Raw genomic sequence first — 22,242 nt, 5'->3', positions numbered from 1 at the left:
GCCTCCCCATGTTGGCGACGATGACGCGCAACGCCTACTTCAGTCAGTAGACCTTCCGGTTGATCCAGTCAGAAAAGCTTGGGTCATCACCCTGGCGGTCACATCCGAATTGTCATTTCGGGATGATGATGCGGGAGCCGCAACTGACAAAGCGCCCCGATTCAGTACGAGGTCTCACGCGCGTTTGCGGATTTTCTTCTTTCCGATCGCTACTAACAAGGGCGCCAGGAAGCGCCCGGTATGACTCTCCGCCGACGCGGCAATCGTCTCCGGTGTACCTTGCGCCACGATGCGGCCGCCGCCTTCGCCACCTTCGGGCCCGAGATCCAGGACCCAATCGGCCGTCTTGATGACCTCGAGATTGTGCTCGATGACGATGACGGAGTTGCCCTGATCCACCAGGGCGTGCAGCACCTCCAGCAGCTTGCGCACATCCTCGAAATGCAATCCGGTGGTGGGTTCGTCCAAGATATACAATGTCCGCCCCGTGGCGCGCCGGGCGAGTTCCTTGCTCAGCTTGATGCGCTGCGCCTCACCACCCGATAATGTGGTGGCTTGCTGGCCGAGCTTGACGTAGCCCAGGCCTACGCGCTGTAGAATGCTCAACCGGTCTCGGATTTTGGGCTGGGCGCTGAAATAAGCGGTGGCTTCGTCAATCGTCATGTCCAGCACTTCGGCGATCGACTTGCCGCGGAACTTGATGTCCAACGTTTCGCGGTTGTAGCGCGCACCCTTGCAGGTGTCGCAAGTAACGAACACGTCGGGCAGGAAGTGCATCTCGATCTTCAGCACGCCGTCGCCCTGGCATGCCTCGCACCGGCCGCCCTTCACGTTGAAGCTGAATCGGCCGGATTTGTAGCCACGAGCACGGCTTTCCGGTAGTTCGGCGAACCAATCGCGGATCGGCGCGAACAGATCGGTATAGGTCGCCGGGTTGCTGCGCGGCGTACGGCCGATTGGGGACTGGTCGATGTCGATAATTTTGTCCAGTTGATCCAGTCCCTCGATCCGCTCATGCGGCGCTGGTACCTGGCCGCTGCCCATCAACCGCCGGCTTGCCGCCTTCCATAACGTGTCGATCACCAACGTGGATTTGCCGCCACCGGACACGCCGCTGATGCAGGTGAACGTGCCAAGCGGGAACTCGGCGACATCGCCCTTCAAATTATTGCCGCGGGCGCCGATGACGCGAATGAACCGCTTAGGATCCACCTTGCGCCGTTGCGCCGGTACCTCGATCCGTCGCCGCCCCGACAGGTAGTCACCGGTGAGCGATTTTGGGTTGGCCGCGACTTCCGCCGGGGTGCCGGCCGCGATCACATGACCGCCGAGCGTCCCTGCCGCCGGGCCCATGTCGATCAGGTGGTCGGCGGCGCGGATCGCGTCCTCATCATGCTCCACCACCAGCACGGTGTTGCCAAGCGCCTTCAGCCGGCGCAGCGTTCCCAACAGGCGCTCGTTATCGCGCTGGTGCAGACCGATACTGGGCTCGTCGAGCACGTACAATACGCCGGTCAGCCCGCTACCGATTTGGCTGGCCAGGCGGATGCGCTGGCTTTCTCCGCCGGACAGCGTGGTGCTGCCGCGCGATAGGGTCAGGTATTCCAAGCCCACATCGTCCAAAAAGCGCAGCCGCTCCAGGATCTCTTTCAGGATACGCCCGGCGATCTCGGCGCGCTGCGGGGTCAGCGTTGCCTCCACCTTGGAGAACCATTCCAGGGCCCGGCGGATCGACAGATCGGAGGCAGCCGCGATGTGTTCACCTGCGATGCGCACCGCCAGCGCCTCCGGCTTCAGCCGTGCGCCATCGCATACCTTGCACGGCTTTTCTGCCTGGTAGCGGCTCATTTCCTCACGCACCCAGGCGGAATCCGTCTCCTGCCAACGGCGCTCCAGGTTGCGCAGCACGCCCTCGAAAGGCTTCGTGACGCTGTAGCTGCGCACGCCGTCCTTATAGGTGAACTCGATCGGCTCCTTGCCGCCCATTAGGATCACGTCGCGCACATGCTCGGGCAGTTCGTCCCAGGGCTTACGCGTCGTCACCTTGAAGTGCCGGGCGATGGAGGTGAGCGTCTGGTCGTAATACTCGCTCTTGGCGCCGGACCAGGGTGCGACCGCACCCTCGGCGATCGAGGCGCGCTCATCCGGCACGACGAGGGAGGGGTCGAAGAATGTCTCCATTCCCAACCCGTCGCAGGCCGGGCAGGCGCCGTGTGGGGAGTTGAAGGAGAACAGCCGCGGCTCGATTTCCTCGATCGTGAAACCGCTAACCGGGCAGGCGAAACGGGAGGAGAACACCGTTCGCTCCGCCTTCGTGTCGGCAGTTTCGGCGTAGACGATGCCATCGGCCATGGCGAGCGCGGTTTCGAAGCTATCGGCCAGGCGGCTTTCCATGCCGGGGCGCACCACGATACGGTCGATCACCGCCTCGATATCATGCTTCGTCTTGCGGTTGAGCGCTGGGACGTCGGCAATCTCGTATAGCGTGCCATCCACCTTGGCGCGGGTGAAGCCGCGGCGCTGCAACTCGGCCAATTCCTTTCGGTACTCACCTTTACGGTCGCGTACCACGGGGGCCAGCAGCAGAAGGCGCGTGCCCTCCGGCATGGCCAGCACACGGTCTACCATCTGGCTCACGGTCTGCGCCTCGATCGGCAGCCCGGTCGCCGGGGAATACGGCACCCCGGCGCGGGCCCAAAGCAGGCGCATGTAGTCGTGGATCTCCGTCACCGTGCCAACGGTAGACCGCGGGTTGCGGCTGGTGGTCTTCTGTTCGATCGAGATCGCGGGGGACAAACCCTCGATACTGTCGACATCCGGCTTACCCATCAATTCCAGGAACTGGCGGGCATAGGCGGAGAGCGACTCGACATAGCGCCGCTGACCCTCGGCATAAATCGTGTCGAAGGCGAGCGACGACTTCCCGCTGCCGGACAGCCCGGTGATGACTGTCAGCTGGTCCCGTGGAATCTGGACGTCGATGTTCTTGAGGTTGTGTTCCCGTGCGCCGCGCACGGTAATGAAGCCGCGAGCGCCTGCCCCCGGTGGGATCGATCCGTCCATCAAGCCTCCGCAATGACCAAACGCCACTGGCGTTCCTGTCTTGTTCCCGATATATGGGGCGTTATGACACGCGCGGCAACGAGTTTTCCGCATTGCACGCTGTTTGGCACCAAGCGACCTGGTGAGCCATTGGTTGCATGAAGTGATACCCCGGCATGGACCCACGGGGGCGGGCAGGGTATGACACGCGGATTCGGAGGTTTCGGGTATGGCCGGTAGCGTCAACAAAGTGATCCTGGTCGGCAATATCGGCAAGGATCCGGAGATCCGCAGCACGCAAAGCGGCGGCAAGATTGCGAACCTGACCCTGGCGACCAGCGAGACCTGGAACGACAAGGCGTCCGGTGAGCGCAAGGAGAAGACTGAGTGGCATCGGGTGGTCATTTTCAACGATCGCCTGGTCGACGTGGTCGAGCGGTTTGTGAAGAAGGGCCGCAAGCTCTACGTCGAGGGCTCCTTGCAGACCCGCAAATGGACCGACCAATCCGGCCAGGAAAAATACACCACTGAAGTCGTGGTGGACCGGTTCCGCGGCGATATCACCCTGCTGGATAGCCAGCGCGGGGCGGATGAAGGCGGCGGCATGGGCGGCGATAGTGGTGGCTACGCGCCGCGCCAGCCGGCCACTCGCCAGCCAGCGCGTGGTGCTACCGGTGGCGGTGGCGCGCCATCCTGGGAGCCCAACAAGGGGGGCGACCTGGACGACGACATCCCATTTTAAGTTCTGAACATGAGTGAAACCACCCCCCCGACGCCCCCGGACCAGCCCGACCTTCATCCGGTCATGCTGGAGGAGGAGATGCGTCGCTCCTACCTCGACTACGCCATGTCGGTCATCGTCAGCCGTGCGCTCCCGGATGCGCGCGACGGGCTGAAGCCGGTGCATCGCCGGATCCTGTATGCGATGCAGGAAAGCGGCTTCACGCACGACAAGGCCTACCGCAAGTCGGCCCGTATCGTGGGCGAGGTGATGGGTAAGTATCACCCGCACGGCGACTCGGCGATTTACGACGCTATGGTGCGCATGGCGCAACCCTTCAGCCTGCGCGTGCCGCTGATCGACGGGCAAGGCAATTTCGGCTCGATCGACGGCGATCCGCCAGCCGCGATGCGTTATACGGAAAGCCGGCTGTCGCGCGCTGCGATGCACATGCTAGCCGATATCGACAAGGATACGGTCGATTTTGGGCCGAACTACGACGAAGCCGATGTTGAGCCGAAGGTGCTCCCGGCCGCGTTCCCGAATCTGCTGGTCAACGGTGGCAGCGGCATCGCGGTGGGTATGGCCACCAACATCCCGACGCACAACGCCGGAGAAGTGATCGACGCGACATTTGCGATGATCGAGAACCCCGAGATCACCCTCGACGAACTGATGAAGATCATTCCCGGGCCGGACTTCCCGACCGGTGGGATCATCCTCGGGCGCTCCGGTATCCGGTCGGCCTTCGAGACCGGGCGAGGCGGCATCCCGCTACGGGCAAAGGCGGCGATCGAGGAGATCCGCAAGGATCGCAATGCGATCATCGTGAGCGAAATCCCTTACCAGGTGAACAAGAACACGCTGATCGAGCGCATCGCCGAATTGGTGCGGGCCAAGCAAGTCGAGGGCATCAGCGATTTGCGCGACGAATCGGACCGCGACGGCATGCGCATCGTGATCGAGCTGAAGCGCGATGCCACGCCGGAGGTGGTGCTGAACCACCTGTATCGGTTCACCCAGCTGCAGACCCAGTTCAGCGTCAACATGCTGGCGCTTGACCAGGGCCGCCCGCGCCTGATGGGCCTGAAGGACGCGCTGGCCGCGTTCATCGCGTTTCGCGAGGAAGTGATCCTTCGCCGCAGCCGGTTCGAGCTGAATAAGGCGCGTGAGCGGGCGCATCTGTTGGTGGGCTTGGCGATTGCCGTTGCCAATATCGACGAGGTGATCCGCGTCATCCGCGCCAGCCCCGACGCGGCGGTCGCGCGCACGGAACTGATGGCGCGAGCTTGGCCCGCCGGCGATATCGACGCGCTGCTGGCATTGATCGATGACCTGGGCAATCAAGTTATTGGCGAGCCGCCGAACCACACCGTTCACCTGACCGAGGCGCAAGCCCGGGGTATCCTGGAACTTCGCCTGGCCCGGTTGACCGGCCTTGAGCGCGAGAAGATCCAGGCGGAACTGACCGAGGTCGCCGAGCGGATCACCGAGTTGCTGGAGATCATCGGAAGCCGTCCGCGCCGGCTGGAGGTGATGCGCGAGGAATTGGCTACCGTTCGGGCCGAAATTGCCACGCCGCGCATGACCTCGATCGTCGACGCCGTCGCCGACCAGGACGATGAAAGCCTCATCGAACCAGGGCAGATGGTCGTCACCATCACTCGCGACGGCTTCATCAAAAGGACGCCGCTGGATGCCTTCCGCCAGCAGGTTCGCGGCGGTCGCGGCCGGTCTGCAGCGGGGATGCGTGGTGACGACGTCGTAACGCGCTCGTTCAATGCCCATACGCATCAATGGGTTCTGTTCTTCTCCTCCGGCGGCAAGGCATTCCGGGAGAAGGTATGGCGCCTGCCGGAGGCACAACCCGCCGCGAAGGGTCGCGCTCTGGTCAACCTGCTGCCCGACCTCGGCACCGATACGGTCACCACTGTCCTGCCATTGCCGCAGGATGAGGGGCTGTGGGACAATCTGCACTTGCTGTTCGCCACGGCCAGCGGCGGGGTGCGGCGAAACAAGTTGTCCGATTTTGGCCGCGTACGGTCTTCAGGTCTGATCGCGATGAAGCTGGACGAAGGTGACCATCTGGTCGGCGTCGCAACGTGCCGCGAGGGCGACGACGTGTTGCTCGCGACCCGGCGCGGTCGCTGCATCCGCTTCCCAGTGACCGATGACGTGGTTCGCGTGTTCGCTGGGCGTGATAGCGCCGGGGTGCGGGGCATCAAGCTTGGCGCGCAGGACGAGGTGATCAGCCTGTCGGTTCTGTCCCATGTTGAGGCCACGGTGCACGAGCGCGCGACCTTCCTGCGGGGTGCGGCCGCGCGTCGCCGGGCGCAGGGTGAGGACGTAGATAGCTCAGTCGAGGCAGATGCGGACTCCGAGGAGTCCGGCGCCGACGACGCCAGCGAGGTGAGCGCCGAGCGGCTGGAAGAGATGGATCACCGCGAGGAACTGCTGCTGACGGTGACGGATGCCGGATTCGGTAAGCGATCCTCGGCCTACGATTACCGGGTGACTGGGCGTGGCGGGCAGGGGATCACGAACATAGTCCTCGGCGGCCGCAAGGGCACTGCCGTGGTAGGCACCCTGCCGGTTCGGCCCGGCACGGACGTGATGCTGGTGACCAATGTCGGGCGGCTCATCCGCATCAGCAGCGACGGGGTGCGGATCACCGGGCGCCAGGCAACGGGCGTGACCCTGTTTCGCGTCAGCGATGGCGAGCACGTGACGGCGGTCTTCCCAGTGGCAGAAGCGATTGCCGGACTGGACGAGGCCGCGGGCGAGGTGCCTGAGGACGGCGTGGCTGAGGACGGCGTCGCTGAGGACCGCGCCATCGGGGTCGACAACCCAGATGGCGCCGGTGACGCAGATACTGATGATGATTCCCTTGGCTGAACCCAATGCAGTGCGCCCGCTAGACCGTCATACCGGCGTTTACCCCGGCACGTTCGACCCGGTCACGAACGGGCACATCGACATCATCAGCCGTGCGGCCCGTATCTTGGACCACTTGGTGGTGGGCGTCGCTGCGAATGCCGGTAAAGGCCCGATCTTCCCGATCGAGGAGCGCATGGAGTTGGTCCGTGCCGAAATGGACGCCATCGCTGCTAGAACGGGAACAGTCATCGAAGTGACAAGCTTCGGCGGCCTGCTAGTGGACTTCGCCCGGGACAATGGCGCAGGTGTGATCATCCGTGGCCTGCGTGCCGTCAGTGACTTCGACTATGAATTTCAGATGGCGGGGATGAATTACCGTCTAGACCCAACGATCGAGACAGTGTTTCTGACGGCCAGCGAGACGCACCAATTCATATCATCCCGTTTCGTCAAGGAGATCGCTCAGTTGGGTGGCGACATCTCCTCCTTCGTGCCCGCGTTGACGTTGGAGCGCACCCTGGCACGGGTGCGCTCCAGTGCTTGATTTCTCCCACGGGAGGTTCCCATGGATAGCCGTATAAACCGCCGTACCTTACTCACCACGATTGCGATCGGAGCTTTGATGAGCGACGCTGCTTCTTCCACCGCCGACGGCCAGCCGGCGCTGGACCCTCAGAACACGGTTTACCTGGACGTAAAGGGTGGCCGGGTCGTCATCCGCCTGCGTCCAGATCTGGCACCGTTGCATGTGGAGCGGGTGAAACTGCTGTGCCACGAGCACTTCTACGACGGCACGCCGTTCCACCGCGTCATCGACGGCTTCATGGCCCAGGGCGGCGATCCGACTGGCACCGGCGGCGGTGGCAGCAAATATCCGGACCTGAAGGCCGAGTTCACCAACAGCGCCCACTTCCTGCGGGGCACCGTGGGTGCGGCCCGGACTCAGGCGCCGAACACGGCAAACAGCCAGTTCTTCATCTGCTTCGCCCCGGCGCCGTTCTTGGACGGGCAATACACGATCTGGGGCCAGGTCGTATCCGGCATGGAGTTTGTCGACGGCCTGAAGAAGGGCGCTGGTAGCAGTGGATCCGTGTCCAACCCGGACAAAATCATCAAGATGCGCCTGATGGCTGAAGAAAACAGCTGATCGGTTGACGATAGCGGCACCGCCGGGTTAGGCGGTGCCGCGGCGGGCCTGTAGCTCAGCTGGTAGAGCACGAGACTTTTAATCTTGGGGTCCAGGGTTCGAACCCCTGCGGGCCCACCAATAAATCCCCAAGAACCAATGACTTACCAGATGGTGGCGACGACGACTCGTCGGAGGGGATCGTCATCTTTCCGCCGTCGCACTGTTCAACGCCGTCTCCAAGGTGCCCTAGATCTCGTTCAAACGCTCCCCAGGCCAATCAATGGCCGGCGGGTTCTAGTCGCGCCGACGCCCTTCGGCGTGGCACCGGGCCGGCCGCGTCAGAATGCTGCGATGGTGCTGATTTCCACGGAGGCGCCGATCGCCACACCCTTCCAGTCCGGGTTCATGCCAGTGCCTTCAGCAGATCCTGCGCCTGCCGTCTGGCGGTGCACTCATGCGGCTGGGCTTTATCCTCCACCGTGTCGGCAGTCGCGTACGGAACGCCCAAGGCGAACGCGGCGATCATAACTTCCGCTTTGGCGTCGGAACAGACAGCGGCTTGGATATCCGCCGCCGCCCGGGTGCAAACTGCCTTCGGCCAATATGATTCCTGGCTCACCGCTACGTCATCACAGATCGACGAAAGTGGGAAATCGGCGATTTCTCATGACCTTCGCGACGTCGCATCCAGCTTCCACCACGCACGCGCTCTCGCGAAGTCGACGAGCGATTGGGCCTCCTGCCAGCTGACGATCTCGCGTGACGCGCCGCTACGGATCGCTGGTTACGGTCCACTTGGATCAAGGCTGGCAAGACGGGCGCTCAACCCCTGGCCTATTCTAGTCAGCGCTGACAATACTTGAAACGCCTTAACAAGAATCTACTTCAAATCCAATCCAATACGAGGCACCTTGTTAATAGAAACACAGACAGGATAGTAAATCGATGATCTCTCTCAGCCTTACTTTTGCATTAGCCGGACTTGCAATGATCAGCGGCCTGGTCGTGATAATGCTCCGCAGCCCGGATATCGAGTCTAAGTCCAGCGATGCGGCGATTACTGAAACACAGAAGTGAGTTACTGACCCATTAGGGTAGAGAGCCGCCAAGCGCTTTAGCTCGGCTGGTAAGTCAGAAAAGGAACACCGAAGGCAACAGTGGCGAGTATGGATCCGTTTTCGCGTCTATGCTCTCCAACGGTTTGGTCCGATGGTTGGGGCGTTGTCTAGGCATCATGATACTCTTAGCCTGAGCAGATCTCGCACCACCGTAGGCAACACCGTCCGGCCAGCCACGGCCTTTGTCATTAAGGCGGTGAGGGCACGTGAAGCGCCGTCCACGATACGGCGCCCACTATACAGCCGTTTGTGATGCACTCGGCCTGCCTGCTTATCGCACGCCCAAGTCGCCACTTGGGCGCCCTGGATACGCTCTGCAGCGGTCGGCACGCGGCCGTGCTGCGCCGCAGAGGGGGAAGACAAGTCGTTCAGGCGATCCGGCGTCGTGGCGACCCAATCGGCATCTTCGGGCATCAACTGCATCAATGAAAGTCGCATAATGCAGATTATGGAAAGAACCCATCGATGGCAGCCGAGCCTACGGCCAAGGCGCATCTGGCTGCAACGAGTCGATCGTGCTGCGCAGGAATGGCATTGCCTGATCGGTCAGTGTGGTCAACTGCACGGCCAGCCGGTCGCATGGGGGCGTCTGGTCTGCCGTCAACGCCGACCGCGCGCCTGCGAGCTTCGCGGTCGCCGCGTCCCCATACTCCCTGTTGGGAAGCCGCCCGGCGAGCGCTGCAAGATCGCTGCGAATGGATTGGATCTTGGACTGTAGCTCCGTGCATTGCGCGGCAGTGGCGAGTTGCATGCCGAGTTGGCCGAAATCGTCAGGCAGCGCCTTCTCGACTGTCCCAACGTAGGCCCGGCGGGCATCGGCCTCCGGTTCGGGTGTCCGGCGGATTGGCACGGAGAACGGCGTCCTACCGGCGGCATGCGCATCCAGCCCGGCCAATGCCACGCCGTGATCGCTCTTCAGGCGGTCACACAAAGCAGGCGGCACGGGCTCGGTCGTGGAAACATTGGATGTCAACTCGCCCAGCGCATGCGTGGCTTGCTCGGTTTCGCCAAGGTTCACCGGGCGTGGTAAGGCGTCCTGATCGGCCAGATGCTTCTGTAACGCATCTAGAACCGCTGCTTGATACCGGCGGCCCCATGGCTCGTCCCGGACGCCGCAGGATACGGCGACCTGCCCGAGTTGGGCGGCATTTGCCAGAACATTCACATATTGTGGGAATGTCTGCCGACGCAGCCGCTGCAACATGATCGCGCGAAACGCCTCGGCATCGGCGTCCGCGTCTGCGTTGGCAGTCGCGATTGGTAGGCAAACAGCCAGCATGGCCAAGATCGTTGTCTTCGCAGTCACCTTCCCCGCCTCCGGCTCTGTTTTAGAGTCGGCGACGGTGATGCCCGGATGATGCTTCAGAAAGCGTTAATGCGCCGCCTTAGTCCAAAATCTCCAACACTTGACCGTCCCAACCGGGTTCGACGCCGGGCGGCAGGCGCTGCTGCATCCAGGCCCAGTCGAGGTCGGGGCCCATATGGGTAAGCACGGTACGCCGGGCGCCCACACGTTTTGCCCATCCGAGGACTCGCTCGAAATTGGCGTGGGTGCTGTGGGCGGCGCGCTGGAAGCAGCCGACCAGCCAGGTGTCGATCCCAGCCAGGGTGGCAAATGCGGTTTCGTCCAAATTCACCACGTCGGTCGAGTAACCAAACTGGCCAATCCGTAGCCCCGTGGTCTTCATCACGCGGTGATCCTGCTCGAACACCTGTACCGCCATACCCGCGGCCTCGATGGTGTCGCCGTATTCGAACGGCTGCGGCACCATTACCGGGCGGAAGAACGTTGGCGGCTTCCAGGGGAGAAACGCATAGTCGAACCGCTGCGCCAGCTCGCCCAAGGTGAATTGGGTGCCGAATGCGGGCAGCGGGGAATTGGCAAGCCGGTTCAGGATGCGCACGTCGTCTAGCCCGGTGATGTGGTCGGCGTGGGAGTGGGTGAACAACACTGCATCCACCTTCGGCACACCGGCTGCGAGCAACTGGCAGCGCATTTCCGGCCCCGTATCGACCAATAGTCGCTGGCACGCGGCGCTTTCCACGACGATGGAGGTGCGGGTGCGACGGTTGCGGGGCTCCGCCGGGTCGCAAGCGCCCCAGTCACCATGGCCGTCGGCGCCGCCAAGCTGGGGAACCCCGGCGGAGCCGCCGCAGCCCAGAATAGTGACGCGCATCAGGCCGCGCGGCGGAACAAGCGGCGGAAATTGGCGGTCGTCAGCGCTGCCAGTTCGTTGGACGTTAGGCCACGTACCTCCGCCAATACATCGGCTGTTTTGGCGACGTAGGACGGTTCGTTGCGTTTGCCGCGGAATGGAACTGGCGCGAGATACGGCGAGTCCGTCTCCACAAGCAACCGGTCTGCAGGAATGTCCCGGGCTATGTCACGGTTTTCAGTGGATTTCGGAAAGGTCAGGATGCCGGAGAAACTGAAATAGCCACCCATCTCCAGGGCCGCCTCGGCCAGGCCGCGGCCGGAGGAAAAGCAGTGCAGCAGAAAGTCGTAATGGCCGCCCTCCTCCCGTTCTTCCCGCAGGATCGTGGCGATATCCGTGTCGGCATCTCGCGCGTGAATGCATAGCGGCACGCTAGCCATGCGGGCGGCGCGGATATGGGCGCGGAAGGAGGCCTGCTGAACGTCCTTCGGCGCAGTGTCGTAGAAATAGTCGAGCCCGGACTCACCGATCCCGATGACCTTCGGGTGGTCGGCCATGGCGACGAGCGCCTCGGGAGTCGGCACCGGGGCTTTAGCAGCGCTTTGCGGGTGGACGCCGATCGTGCACCAGACGTTGGCGTGCGACTCCGCCAGGGTCCGGATCGCCAGGGATTGATCCAGCGTCGTGCCTATGGTGACCAACTCGCCTACGCCCGCCTCCGCAGCGCGGGCGAGGATTCCGTCCAGTTCGGCGGTGAAATAGTCGAGGTGGCAGTGTGAATCGATCAGCATCTACGCGGCGTCACCCGTGTAGCGTGGGAAGATGCCTTGCGGTGGCGGCAGGGTAATGCCGCCGGGCAACGGCGTGGCCAAGGCGGCGAAGTCGCGGGCGTCCGCGGGCACCCCAAGTTGGTCCAGCATCGCGCCCATCGCGCCGGGCATGAACGGCAGCAGCACCGTGGCGATTGGGCGCAGCGCGTCGGCCAGGACGCGCAGCACCGCGGCCATGCGCACGGTATCGGTTTTGCGCAGCACCCAGGGCGCCTGGCGGTCGATATAGGCGTTGGCGGCGCGGATCACCTTCCAGGCATCCTCCAGCGCGTCACCGTAGATCTGGCGCAGCAGCTTCGGCTGCATGATGCCGGGCAGCGCCATGGCCTGGGACAGGATTTCGGTGTCGTCCTCGGTCGCCGGGCCGCGCTCGGGCAGTTTGGCGTCGCAGTTGCGGGCGATCAATGACAGGGAGCGCTGCGCCAGATTGCCAAGGTCGTTCGCCAACTCGCTGTTCATGCGACCGATCAAAGCGCGGCGGTTGAAGTCGCCGTCGTTGCCAAACGGCATTTCCCGCAGCAGGAAGAATCGTACGACGTCGAGCCCGAATTCCTTCACCAGGTCGCGCGGGTCGATGACGTTGCCGACCGACTTGCTCATCTTCTCGCCCTCGACCGTCCACCAGCCGTTGGCATAGACGCGCTTGGGCACCGGGATGCCGGCGGCCATCAGGAACGCGGGCCAGATGACGGTGTGAAACCGGGCGATATCTTTACCGACGAAGTGCACGTTCGCTGGCCAGAACCGCCACAAAGGTGCTGATTCGTCGGGATAACCCAGCGCGGTAATGTAGTTGGCCAAGGCATCCAGCCAGACATACATTACCTGTTCCGGGTCGCCTGGCACCGGCACGCCCCAGGTCAGCGATGCCCGGCTGACGGAAAGGTCGGTCATCCCGCCCTTTACGAAGCTGATGATCTCGCTACGGGTAGAGCTCGGGCCGAGAAACTCCGGATTGGCCTCGTAGAACGCCAGCAACCGGTCGCCCCAGGCGGACATGCGGAACAGATAGTTCGGTTCCTTCACCCATTCCACCGGGGAGCCGAAGGGCGAAATTTTCGTTCCATCCGGGCGGGTCGTGACCTCGTCCTCGCCGTAGAACGCCTCGTCCCGCAGGGCATACCAACCCTCGTAATGGCCGAGGTAGATTTCGTCCTTATCGGCCAGAATTTTCCACAGGGCCGCGCAGCCTTGCTTGTGCCGCTCCTCCGTGGTGCGGATGAAATCGTCGTTGGAGATGTTCATCTTGGCGGACATGTCGCGGAATTCCGCAGCCAGGCCGTCCACGAAACTCTGCGGGTCCTGCCCGGCGGCCGCGGCGGCCTGGGCGACTTTCTGCCCGTGCTCGTCCGTGCCGGTCAGGAAGTAGACCTCCCTGCCCTCCATCCGCATCCATCGCGCCAACACGTCCGCCGCGATGGAGGTGTAGGCGTGGCCGATATGCGGCGCGCCATTCACGTAATAAATGGGCGTGGTGATGTAGAATGTTTCGGTCATGGCCCGTTCAGCAATGCGATCGAGGACAGCAGCGCCTGACGCCGATCGAGGTTCAGGCGCTCCGTCTCGATCTGGATATGGGTCAGCGACTGCCACACTTCGACCCACTCGGCTAGGGGACGCACATCCGCCAACCGTTCGGACGAGCCGCGAGCAGCGCGGCGCACCGAATCCGACAAGGCATCGCGCAGCAGTGTCATGAATGGGGTGAACCGATCCTCCGCCCGGCCCCCGAGCGCCTCGGCGATGGCGAAGGCGCGCAGTTTGGGCAGGTCGGGCACATTATCCAGCACTTCACTGGCCAGGGCGGCGAGCTGCAGGCCCTTCTCCTCCGACAGTAGCAACGCCCGGCCCAGCGACCCGGCGGCGAGTTCGGCAAGGCGACTGCGCTCCAGCACCGGCGTGTCGGGCAGGTAGTCGGACAGGCCGGTTTCCATCTCGCTCTGGGTCAGCGGGAGCAGGCCCAGCCGGCGGCAGCGGCTACGAATGGTCGGCAGCAACCGGCCGGGCGCGGCGCAGGTCAACAGCAGGACGGCGCGGGGTGGCGGCTCTTCCAGCATCTTGAGCAGGGCATTGGCGGCGTTGCGGTTCATGTGCTCCGCCCCGTCCACCACCACCACGCGCCAGCCGCCCTCCGCCGGGGTCAGGCGCAGGAAGTTGGAGACGGCGCGCACGTCGTCCACCACGATTTCGCCGCGCAGACGGGACTTCTTCTCGTCCCATTCCCTCTCCACCGTCAGCAGATCGGCGTGGCTGCCGATGGCGATGCGGCGGAATACGGGGGATGCCGGGTCGACCGCAAGGGTGTCGCCGGGGTGGATGCCGGCGAGAAGGCGGCGGGCGAAGCGGTAGGCGAGCGTGGCCTTACCGACGCCGGGTGAGCCGGTGACCAACCAGGCATGGTGCATACGGCCACTGCGCAATGCGTCGAGGATCTGCCCCTCCGCCGCGGCGTGGCCGAACAGCAGCGGGTTTTCCCGGGGGGCGAGAGTGGTCATGCGCCCTGCAGTCTAGACGCGACGATGGTGGTGACGGCGGCGAGCACCTGGTCCGCATTGCCATTCGCGTCGATGACGCGGCACCGCGCCGGATGCGCGGCGGCGATGCTGCGAAACCCGTCGGCGACGCGGGCGTGGAAGCCGGCGCCTAGCCGGTCGTATCTGTCTAGTGCGCGGGCGCGGGCTGCCATTCGGGCGGTCGCAACGGCCTCCGACACGTCCAGCACCAACGTCAGGTCGGGTGCGATGCCCAGCAACGCGATCAACCCGGCGATGTGCGCCTGGTCCGCCCCCTGTCCATAACCCTGATACGCCATTGTGGAATCGTAGAACCGGTCGCACACCACGACCATACCCGCGGCCAGCGCGGGGCGGATGGTGCGGGCCACGTGCTCGGCCCGGGCGGCAAAGTGCAGCAGGGTTTCCGCCTCGGGCGACCAATCATGCAGCCCCGATAGCAGCAGGCCACGGAGGGTTTCGGCGCCGGGCGAGCCGCCGGGCTCGCGGGTCAGCAGCACCGGCCGCCCTTGCCCGGCCAGCCACGCAGCCAGGCGGCGCGCCTGGGTGGATTTACCCGCCCCCTCGCCGCCTTCCAGCGTGATGAACAGCGGTCGTCAGCTTCCGAGCACGTAGTGGCCGAGCACCGCCAGCGCGCGGCCCGGCAGGCCCTTGCGCGGTACGTCGGCACCGGCCAGCAACGGCACCTGCATCGCGGGCACGCCCTGGCCGCTTACCACCAGCTTGCCCAGCGTGTCGCCACGCCCGATCGGCGCCTCGACCGGCGCGTTGTATTGTACCTCGATCTTCGCAGTGTTGCGCCACTGCTTGGGCATGGTGATGGTCAGGTCGCGCCCACCGACCAGCGGCACCGTCGGCTCGGTCCCTAGCCAAACCTTGATCGTCTCGACCGTATCGCCGGCCCTGAACAGGGTGACATTCTCGAACTCGCGGAAACTCCATTCTAGCAACTTCTCGCTCTCTTCCGCTCGGGCGTGCATCGAGGTGAGGCCGTTTACCACCAGGATCACCCGGCGCCCGCCGCGATCCGCGCTGCCGACCAGCCCATAGCCGCCAGCGTCGGTGTGGCCGGTCTTCAGCCCGTCGGCGAGACCCTTCACCACCAGGGAATTGCGGTTTTCCTGGTTGATGCCGTTGTATTTGAACGAAGTTTCTTTGTCATAGTGATAGTATTCCGGGTAGTCGTGGATGATGTGCGCGGTCAGCGTTGCAATGTCCCGCATGCTCATATGCTGCGTGGCATCGGGCCAGCCGGTGCAGTTGGCGTAGTGGGTGTTGGTCATGCCCAAGTCTTTGGCGTGCGCGTTCATCTGGTCGACGAACTGATCCTCCGATCCTGCAATCGCCTCTGCCAGCACGATGCACGCGTCGTTGCCGGACTGGATGATCATGCCGCGGATAAGATCCTCGACCTTCACGCTGCCGCCCTGGGGCACGAACATCTTCGAGCCCTGCATCCGCCACGCCTTGTCGCTGACGGGCAGTTCCTGGTCCAGCTTCAGCCGGCCGATCTTCAACATGCCGTAGACGATGTAGGCGGTCATCAGCTTCGTCATCGAGGATGGCGGCTGCTGAACGTCCGCATCCTTGTCCAACAGGGTGGCGCCGGTGTTGTAGTCGACGACGATGGCGTATTTCGCCGCGGTGTCGATCGGCCCCAGGGGCGTTTGCGCAGGGTTGCCGGTGGGCACTGGCTCGGCACTGGCCTTGCCGCGACCGGCACGAGGCGCTCTGCGTTGGGCCAACGCCGGGGTGGCGACAAGGGCGGATGAGGTGGCGAGCAGAATGCGCCGGGTCAGGCTCTGGGTCATGGGCTGCTCCTATTCCACCACGAGATGGGAGTCGATTACGCCTGCGCGCCGCGCCTGGTCCAGCGCCGCGTCGGCCGCCGCGACGGAGTTGAACGGGCCGGCGCGAACACGGTAGCGGTCGCTGCGCCCTTCGTGCGTGTGCTCGATCTCCGGGCCAAGTCCGGTGAGTTGGGCCGCGACCCGGCGGGCGTAATCGACTCGGCCAAACTCCGAAGCACGCAGATAGATCAGGCCAGGGTGGGGAGAGCCCTGAGTCACCTGATCCGGCAAGCGATCCGGCACGCGGGCGGCGGCGACGGCATCAACGGGGGCGCTCGCCGGTCCGTGGCCGACGGCGGTGCGCCCGCGGGACGACTGGCCGACACCCGGCGGCGGCGCCAGCGATTGCGATTGGACGGTGGCCAGCGGCGCGGCGGCAACGTCCAGCTTCGGGCCGCCGCCGATCTGGTTCGTCAGGCCACTGGTCATGCCGCCATCCAACTGCACGCGGATCTGGGTGCCGTCCCTGGCGCCCAGCAGGTCGGCGGCATGCTGGGTGAGCCCTACCACCCGGCCAGCATCGGCGGGGCCACGGTCATTCAGCCGGACCAGGACTTCCCGCCCATTCTCCAGGTTGGTGATCCGCGCAATGGCGGGCAGTTGCAGCGTGTGATGCGACGCGGCCAGGGCAGAAGAATCGAACCGCTCCCCATCCGCCGTAAGCCCGGTCTGGGCCGGCACGATGGCGGCCAATCCCGTCGCATCATACTCCGTCTGGTCTTTCGGGTAGTACCACACGCCGCCCATCTGATACGGCGAGCCGAGTGTATAATGCGCCGGGGTCGGCGCGGCCGGTGGCTTCCGGTTGAACAGACCACACCCGGCGAGCCCGGCGGCCAACGCCAGAAACAGGGCCGTCCGGCGGATCAAATCACCATGTCGCCGAGCAGGCTCACCGCCAGCGCGTAGTAGTCGGACGGGTTGTAGCGCCGGATCGCGGTAAAGTTGGCATAGACCATGAACGCCGGACCGCCGGTGCCGTCCGGCATGACGACGGCGCCAATCGGGTCGGGTCGGCCGAACATGCTGCCGTCATCGCGCCGCACCCCCATGCGCTGCCATTCGCCCAGCGACCTCTTCACGTCGCGCCCAACGCTGGAGGCGTCGAGTTCGGGGGGCACCCGGATCGGCTGGCACGATGGCTCACCATACCGCCAGCCGGATTTGGCCAGGTAGTTGGCGATGGAGCCGAGCACGTCGCCCCGGCTGTCCCAGATATCGCGGCGGCCATTGCCCTCGAAATCCACGGCGTAGCGGAGGTATGAGTCGGGCATGAATTGCGGCTGGCCCATCGCCCCGGCATAGGATCCCATCATGCGGCCGGGCATCACGTCGCCATGGTCCAGGATCTTGAGCGCGCTCATCAACTGGCTGCGGAAGAAGGAGGCGCGGCGGCCCTCCCAGGCCAGCGTCGCCAGGGCTTCGATGACGTTGTAGTTGCCGGTGTCGGTGCCGAAATTACTCTCGAGGCCCCAGATGCCCGCGATCGGCGGCAGATCCACCTGGTAGCGCTGCGATACGGCGGCGAACAGCGCACGATTGGCGGCGACGGACTCCTTGCCCCGGGCGATGCGCTTGTCGGACATGGTGAACGACCGGTAGCGCGTCCAGGTCATGGTGAATTCGGGCTGCTTGCGGTCGGCAGCAATGACCTTGTCGTTGACGCTAATGCCGTTCAACGCTGCGCCCAAGGTGGAATCACGAATGCCGCTGCGCCTGGCGTCGGCCCGAACGCCGCTCAGGAACGCGCCGAAGCTGTCCTGCGCCGACGCCGCGACAGGAACACCGGCGAGTGATGTTGCGGCTAAGGCGCCCAGAAGGGCCCGGCGTTGCATCAGAACCTCACGGCTGCGGCCAGCGAGCCGTAGTTGAACAAACCGGACTTGGCAGTGCTGAACTGCTGCGTCTGCCACACCTGGGTGTAGGTGATCCGCACGCCGCGGTAGACCACCGCCGCGCCAAGTTCCAACTCGCCCACATCCCATTTCGCGGGAACGCTGCGGCCGCTGTGGAAATTGTTGCCCGTCAGCGTCACGTCGGTGCCAACCACCTGGCCGTCGAGGCCGCCGAACACATACCAGACGAAGGGCTGCGTCGGGGTGTAGACGTCGGTGGCGCCATAACCGTCGATCCGGGCGACACCGTAATCGCTCTCCAGCCCCTGCCCTACGCGGAACCGAACGCCGGCCTGCACATAGTTCTTCTCCAAGCCGAAACCGGCCCGAACACTGGGCAGCGCGTCGAACGCGACGCCCGAGTACGAGCCTAGCGCCACCCGCCACGTCCGCTGCGGCGTGATCTCGAACAGGGGTTCGTTCCGCAACTGGGTGCCCCAGCCCTTGTTCGGCGTGTCGCCGATGATGTCGTGGAAGCCGTTCTGCACCTCCCGCCCGGCGGCACCCGGCCCGACGATGCCGAGCATGACCGACAAGCTGGTCTGCGCATCGCCCGTGTCGTGGATCAGTGACCCGGTGACGCCGAGGATACCGGCATACGGATGATCGTCCGGCGACGGATTGCGGGTTTGGGTGTTGCGGGGGGTGAAGATGGACTGGCTCACCGACACGCTGACGCGCTGGACGCCGTCGCCCCACACCTTGTTGGCGGCATCGCTGAGGAATGCTGGCACTTGCTGCGTGCCGGACGTCCACCCCAGTCGCAGGCCGCTGGTGTAATACTGATCCGACGTTCCCTTCAGCGTGGACACTGCGTCGTTTTCGACCTGCATTGTCACGATATTGGCATTATCCTGCTGCGGCGTTGCGGCAAACGCCGGAAGGCTGAGCAGGCTGACGGCGGCGAAGGCGATGACCGGACGCGACATGGATACCCGTTTCGACGTGGCGAGCCTCAGTGAATAAAGGGTTGCGCGCAAACGCGAAACCCTTTCCATAGCCGGCGCTGCGGACAGGTGGCCGAGTGGTTTAAGGCTCCAGTCTTGAAAACTGGCGAACTCGCAAGGGTTCCGTGGGTTCGAATCCCACCCTGTCCGCCACCCGCTCGTGCTGCGTCGTAGGATGTGCTGAGTTTGGTGCTGAATTTGCGGGAGTTCTGCTGGAATTACCCTGCGGCAAGATGTGCCTCCATCCGGAATTCAGCGTCGATCTTGACCCCTGGGCATCGCCACGATCGCCCTGCCTTGCCGGGCATAGCGCCGCAAAGGCGTCATAGGCTGGGAGGCCAGACCAGGTCGTTGCGGCATGTGGCAGCAAATTGTGGCGCGGGCGCTACAAGGTTCCGCGCGTTATTGAACGCAATCGCCTTGATCGACTCGCGGTTGCCTCGACCGCGACGCCGGATTTGGCATGTTCCATGCCCATCAGCAGCCGCACGAGTTCGCTTTGCCGCCGGGTCTGGGTTTTGGCCATGACCTTCCCCAAATGGGTACGGACGGTATGGATGCTGCGGGCGCCGCGGTTGGCTATGTCGGCTAGGCTACAACCCGACATCAAGGCCATGGCGAAGTCAGCCTCCGCCCGGGTCATCCCGAAGTGGTCCTGAAGGTCCTGACGCGACAATCGAGGCATCACGGCCGGGGCGTTGACGAACACCAGCACGCTGCGGTGGCCTGGCAGATCCCACTCCGTGCCGCCGCGAATCGGCATGACCGTCAACTTCAGGCAGGGCGCTGGGGTCAGCGTTACCAACGCGGCCTCGCGCAAGGCGCCGTGCATCCTGCCGGCACCGGCGATTGCGGCCGCAAGCCGATCATCGTCTAGTCTGGAGATCGCCGTCAGGCACTGGTCGCGCAGTGCAAGCCCCTGCCCCGCCCGCAGCAAGTCATCACCCGCGGCGTTCAGGCGAACCATCCGGCCTCGCTTGTCCAGCAGGAAAGCGGCACCGGCGATCGCATCCAACTCCATCGCCGCCTTCGCATCATGCAGCCGGCGGGACGCCTCGGAGGCCCGTTGCAGATGTGGCAGCAGCAGCTTGCCGAGATCGATCTCCAACTGCTCGAACGGGCCAGACGACCACGGGCGCAGCATCGAGATGTCCTGGATCCATCCGTCACCAGACCAGATGGCCAGGCGTAGACCCTCGTTCAGGGCGCGTGGCTTTAGATACTCATTGTAGATCTCGCTGCGCAGCACGTCTGGCTTGGCAACCATCTGCCACGTCGGGAGCACCTCCCCGGCCCTGCGCACCGGCTTGGCCTTGCCCCAGACGTTCCGGTTACACCAGACATCCAGGAACTCGTTTTCGTAGTCCGCCTTGTCCAATCCCAAGGCGATGCCGCGGTAGTCGGACCAGTCGTCGGTGCGGGCGAATACGTCGACGAAATGGCTGTTGAACAGACCCCCTAGGTGCTGCAGCACGCCGGGCCACCGCCCGGGCAGCACGGCGGCGTCGTAGATCGCGTCCAATACGGGAGAGAGGCGGTCTTCGTTGATCAACAAAGTCATCGCCTCTCCTTCGTCCGGCGCCGGATCACGGCCAGTCACACAGTAGAGCTTGTGGTAATGAATTGGGAATGATCTTACGGTCTGATCTCCATGTCGTTTTGTTACAAAATTGGACAGGCAGCGTCGCTATTCGGCGGCTCTGCGCTGCGCGAAAAAGCGGTTTTCGGGCCGGGGTAGGCCAAGATTCTCTCGCAGCGTCAGACCTTCGTATTTCCGCCGGAAGATCCCGCGTCGCTGCAGTTCGGGCACGACCTTGTCGACGAAATCGTCTAACCCGGCGGGCAGGAAGGGGAACATGACGTTGAAGCCGTCGCAGGCATTGGTCATCAACCACTCTTCCATCTGGTCGGCGATGGTTTGGGGCGTTCCGACCATCACCAGCCCGCCATAACCGGCGCCGCGCTGGGCCAGTTGGCGAACGGTCAGGTTCTCCCGCTTTGCCAGCTCGATCGCCGCCTGCCGGCCACTTTGGCTGGCATTGGTTTCGGGGATCGGAGGTAACGGCGCATCCAGGTCGAACTTCGAGACATCGGTTCCAAGCCGCATCGACAGATTGGGGAGTGCGCTGTCGTCGTGCACCAGGCTGTCGAGCTTGGCGCGCTTGGCCTGCGCCTCCGCAACGGTGTCGCCCACCACGACCAGCACGCCGGGCAGCACCTTCAGATGGTCCGGATTACGGCCCAGCTTGACCATGCGCCCCTTCACGTCGGCGTAAAAGCTTCGCCCATCCTCGATCCGAGGGGCGCTAGCGAAGATCACCTCCGCCGTCTCGGCCGCGATCTGCCGCCCCATCTCCGACGCGCCGGCCTGCACCACCACCGGCCAACCCTGGGGAGATCGAGCGATGTTCAACGGGCCGCGAACGGAGAGATGGGGGCCCTTGTGGTCCAGCACGTGCATCTTGTCGGGGTCGAAGAACACCCCGGACTCCACGTCCTTCACGAAAGCGTCGTCGGCCCAGCTATCCCACAGCCCAGTGACGACCTCGTGGAACTCCCGCGCGCGGCGATACCGCTCGTCGTGCTCCATGTGGTCGTCCATGCCGAAATTCAGCGCGGCGTCGGGGTTGGAGGTGGTGACCAGGTTCCACCCTGCCCGGCCGTTGCTGAGGTGATCCAGCGAGGCGAATTTACGGGCGATGATATAGGGCTGTTCGAAGGTGGTGGAGGCGGTGGCGATCAGGCCCAGCCGCTCCGTCACCACGGCCAAAGCCGGAAGCAGGGTCAACGGGTCGAACGAGGTGACGGTGGCGCTGCGCTTCAGCGCCGACATAGGCATATTCAGCACGGCCAGGTGGTCGGCCATGAAGAACGCATCGAACTTGCCCCGTTCCAGTGTTTGGGCGAAGCGCTTCAGGTGGGCGAAGTTAAAGTTCGCGTCCGGCCAGCTACCAGGGTAACGCCACCAGGCGGTGTGGATGCTCACCGGCCGCATGAATGCACCGAGGCGGAGTTGTCGGGGCTGAGCCATCGTATCCGGCATCCTGAAGTGACTGCTTCCGCAAATTGGGATGGCTACCGGTCATTTCAAACAAATGGGCGCACTGCCGATGACTGCTCCAATGGATGTTTTCACCTGCTGGTGGTGATATCGTAGCAAGACT

General features: G+C 64.1%; 19 protein-coding genes and 2 tRNA genes. 7 read left to right on the top strand and 14 right to left on the bottom strand.

Features of this window, described 5'->3' with window-relative positions; all coding sequences use genetic code 11:
* Nucleotides 1-174: 174 nt before the first annotated feature.
* Nucleotides 175-3,063 (bottom strand): excinuclease ABC subunit UvrA, encoded by a 2,889-nt coding sequence (gene uvrA / locus GSQ76_RS14360; RefSeq protein ID WP_158744595.1) that lies wholly within the window; start codon nucleotides 3,061-3,063, stop codon nucleotides 175-177.
* Between the two features lie 208 nt (nucleotides 3,064-3,271).
* On the opposite strand from uvrA, the gene ssb reads away from it, so the two are divergent.
* The 5 genes from ssb to GSQ76_RS14335 all read left to right on the top strand — a co-directional run bounded on the left by ssb (nucleotide 3,272) and on the right by GSQ76_RS14335 (nucleotide 7,907).
* The gene (gene ssb / locus GSQ76_RS14355) at nucleotides 3,272-3,784 is read left to right on the top strand and encodes a single-stranded DNA-binding protein (RefSeq protein WP_158744594.1); all 513 of its coding nucleotides are present in this window, start codon (nucleotides 3,272-3,274) and stop codon (nucleotides 3,782-3,784) included.
* A 9-nt stretch (nucleotides 3,785-3,793) separates the two neighbouring features.
* Nucleotides 3,794-6,658, top strand: coding sequence for a DNA gyrase subunit A (gene gyrA, locus GSQ76_RS14350; protein ID WP_158744593.1), 2,865 nt, complete (start codon nucleotides 3,794-3,796; stop codon nucleotides 6,656-6,658).
* Nucleotides 6,642-7,184, top strand: coding sequence for a pantetheine-phosphate adenylyltransferase (coaD, locus tag GSQ76_RS14345; RefSeq protein WP_158744662.1), 543 nt, complete (start codon nucleotides 6,642-6,644; stop codon nucleotides 7,182-7,184). Before gyrA ends, coaD begins: the two co-directional genes overlap by 17 nt.
* A 78-nt stretch (nucleotides 7,185-7,262) precedes the next feature.
* On the top strand, nucleotides 7,263-7,787 hold the full coding sequence (locus GSQ76_RS14340) for a peptidylprolyl isomerase (RefSeq protein WP_254070410.1): 525 nt from the start codon (nucleotides 7,263-7,265) through the stop codon (nucleotides 7,785-7,787).
* A 44-nt stretch (nucleotides 7,788-7,831) separates the two neighbouring features.
* Nucleotides 7,832-7,907 (top strand) — tRNA-Lys (locus GSQ76_RS14335).
* Nucleotides 7,908-8,172: 265 nt separating this feature from the next.
* Here the strand turns inward: GSQ76_RS14335 and GSQ76_RS14330 are convergent.
* Nucleotides 8,173-8,388 (bottom strand): hypothetical protein, encoded by a 216-nt coding sequence (locus GSQ76_RS14330; RefSeq protein ID WP_158744591.1) that lies wholly within the window; start codon nucleotides 8,386-8,388, stop codon nucleotides 8,173-8,175.
* 326 nt (nucleotides 8,389-8,714) lie between these two features.
* On the opposite strand from GSQ76_RS14330, the gene GSQ76_RS32340 reads away from it, so the two are divergent.
* On the top strand, nucleotides 8,715-8,846 hold the full coding sequence (locus GSQ76_RS32340; RefSeq protein ID WP_256366984.1) for a hypothetical protein: 132 nt from the start codon (nucleotides 8,715-8,717) through the stop codon (nucleotides 8,844-8,846).
* A 519-nt stretch (nucleotides 8,847-9,365) separates the two neighbouring features.
* On the opposite strand, the gene GSQ76_RS14325 is transcribed toward GSQ76_RS32340, so the two are convergent.
* The 10 genes from GSQ76_RS14325 to GSQ76_RS14280 form a co-directional block, all read right to left on the bottom strand.
* Nucleotides 9,366-10,193 (bottom strand): hypothetical protein, encoded by an 828-nt coding sequence (locus GSQ76_RS14325; RefSeq protein ID WP_158744590.1) that lies wholly within the window; start codon nucleotides 10,191-10,193, stop codon nucleotides 9,366-9,368.
* 79 nt (nucleotides 10,194-10,272) lie between these two features.
* Nucleotides 10,273-11,064 carry an MBL fold metallo-hydrolase gene (locus tag GSQ76_RS14320; RefSeq protein WP_158744589.1) on the bottom strand — a complete coding sequence of 264 codons (792 nt, stop codon included), beginning with the start codon at nucleotides 11,062-11,064 and terminating at the stop codon, nucleotides 10,273-10,275.
* Nucleotides 11,064-11,834 (bottom strand): TatD family hydrolase, encoded by a 771-nt coding sequence (locus GSQ76_RS14315; protein WP_158744588.1) that lies wholly within the window; start codon nucleotides 11,832-11,834, stop codon nucleotides 11,064-11,066. Before GSQ76_RS14315 ends, GSQ76_RS14320 begins: the two co-directional genes overlap by 1 nt.
* On the bottom strand, nucleotides 11,835-13,370 hold the full coding sequence (gene metG, locus GSQ76_RS14310; protein ID WP_158744587.1) for a methionine--tRNA ligase: 1,536 nt from the start codon (nucleotides 13,368-13,370) through the stop codon (nucleotides 11,835-11,837).
* The gene (locus tag GSQ76_RS14305) at nucleotides 13,367-14,368 is read right to left on the bottom strand and encodes a DNA polymerase III subunit delta' (RefSeq protein WP_158744586.1); all 1,002 of its coding nucleotides are present in this window, start codon (nucleotides 14,366-14,368) and stop codon (nucleotides 13,367-13,369) included. Before GSQ76_RS14305 ends, metG begins: the two co-directional genes overlap by 4 nt.
* Nucleotides 14,365-14,976 carry a dTMP kinase gene (gene tmk, locus GSQ76_RS14300; protein WP_158744661.1) on the bottom strand — a complete coding sequence of 204 codons (612 nt, stop codon included), beginning with the start codon at nucleotides 14,974-14,976 and terminating at the stop codon, nucleotides 14,365-14,367. The genes GSQ76_RS14305 and tmk overlap by 4 nt, the downstream gene beginning before the upstream one ends.
* Before the next feature lie 6 nt (nucleotides 14,977-14,982).
* Nucleotides 14,983-16,197: a D-alanyl-D-alanine carboxypeptidase family protein gene (locus GSQ76_RS14295; RefSeq protein ID WP_158744585.1), complete on the bottom strand. Its 1,215-nt coding sequence runs from the start codon at nucleotides 16,195-16,197 to the stop codon at nucleotides 14,983-14,985.
* A gap of 9 nt (nucleotides 16,198-16,206) precedes the next feature.
* A complete protein-coding gene (locus GSQ76_RS14290) occupies nucleotides 16,207-17,106 on the bottom strand; it encodes an SPOR domain-containing protein (RefSeq protein ID WP_158744584.1) in 900 nt (299 codons plus the stop codon).
* Nucleotides 17,103-18,071 (bottom strand): lytic transglycosylase domain-containing protein, encoded by a 969-nt coding sequence (locus GSQ76_RS14285; protein ID WP_158744583.1) that lies wholly within the window; start codon nucleotides 18,069-18,071, stop codon nucleotides 17,103-17,105. Before GSQ76_RS14285 ends, GSQ76_RS14290 begins: the two co-directional genes overlap by 4 nt.
* Nucleotides 18,071-19,060: a lipid A deacylase LpxR family protein gene (locus GSQ76_RS14280; protein ID WP_158744582.1), complete on the bottom strand. Its 990-nt coding sequence runs from the start codon at nucleotides 19,058-19,060 to the stop codon at nucleotides 18,071-18,073. The genes GSQ76_RS14285 and GSQ76_RS14280 overlap by 1 nt, the downstream gene beginning before the upstream one ends.
* Before the next feature lie 81 nt (nucleotides 19,061-19,141).
* Between GSQ76_RS14280 and GSQ76_RS14275 the strand changes: the two genes are divergently transcribed.
* A tRNA-Ser gene (locus GSQ76_RS14275) sits at nucleotides 19,142-19,231 on the top strand.
* A gap of 232 nt (nucleotides 19,232-19,463) precedes the next feature.
* On the opposite strand, the gene GSQ76_RS14270 is transcribed toward GSQ76_RS14275, so the two are convergent.
* Nucleotides 19,464-20,639: a helix-turn-helix transcriptional regulator gene (locus GSQ76_RS14270; RefSeq protein WP_158744581.1), complete on the bottom strand. Its 1,176-nt coding sequence runs from the start codon at nucleotides 20,637-20,639 to the stop codon at nucleotides 19,464-19,466.
* Between the two features lie 126 nt (nucleotides 20,640-20,765).
* Nucleotides 20,766-22,109: an LLM class flavin-dependent oxidoreductase gene (locus GSQ76_RS14265; protein ID WP_158744580.1), complete on the bottom strand. Its 1,344-nt coding sequence runs from the start codon at nucleotides 22,107-22,109 to the stop codon at nucleotides 20,766-20,768.
* Nucleotides 22,110-22,242 lie beyond the last annotated feature (133 nt).

Source organism: Acidisphaera sp. L21, assembly GCF_009765685.1.
Classification (GTDB): Bacteria; Pseudomonadota; Alphaproteobacteria; order Acetobacterales; family Acetobacteraceae; genus LMUY01.
Note: the sequence above shows the minus strand (reverse complement) of the source record. Positions and strands in the feature narration are given on the sequence as shown.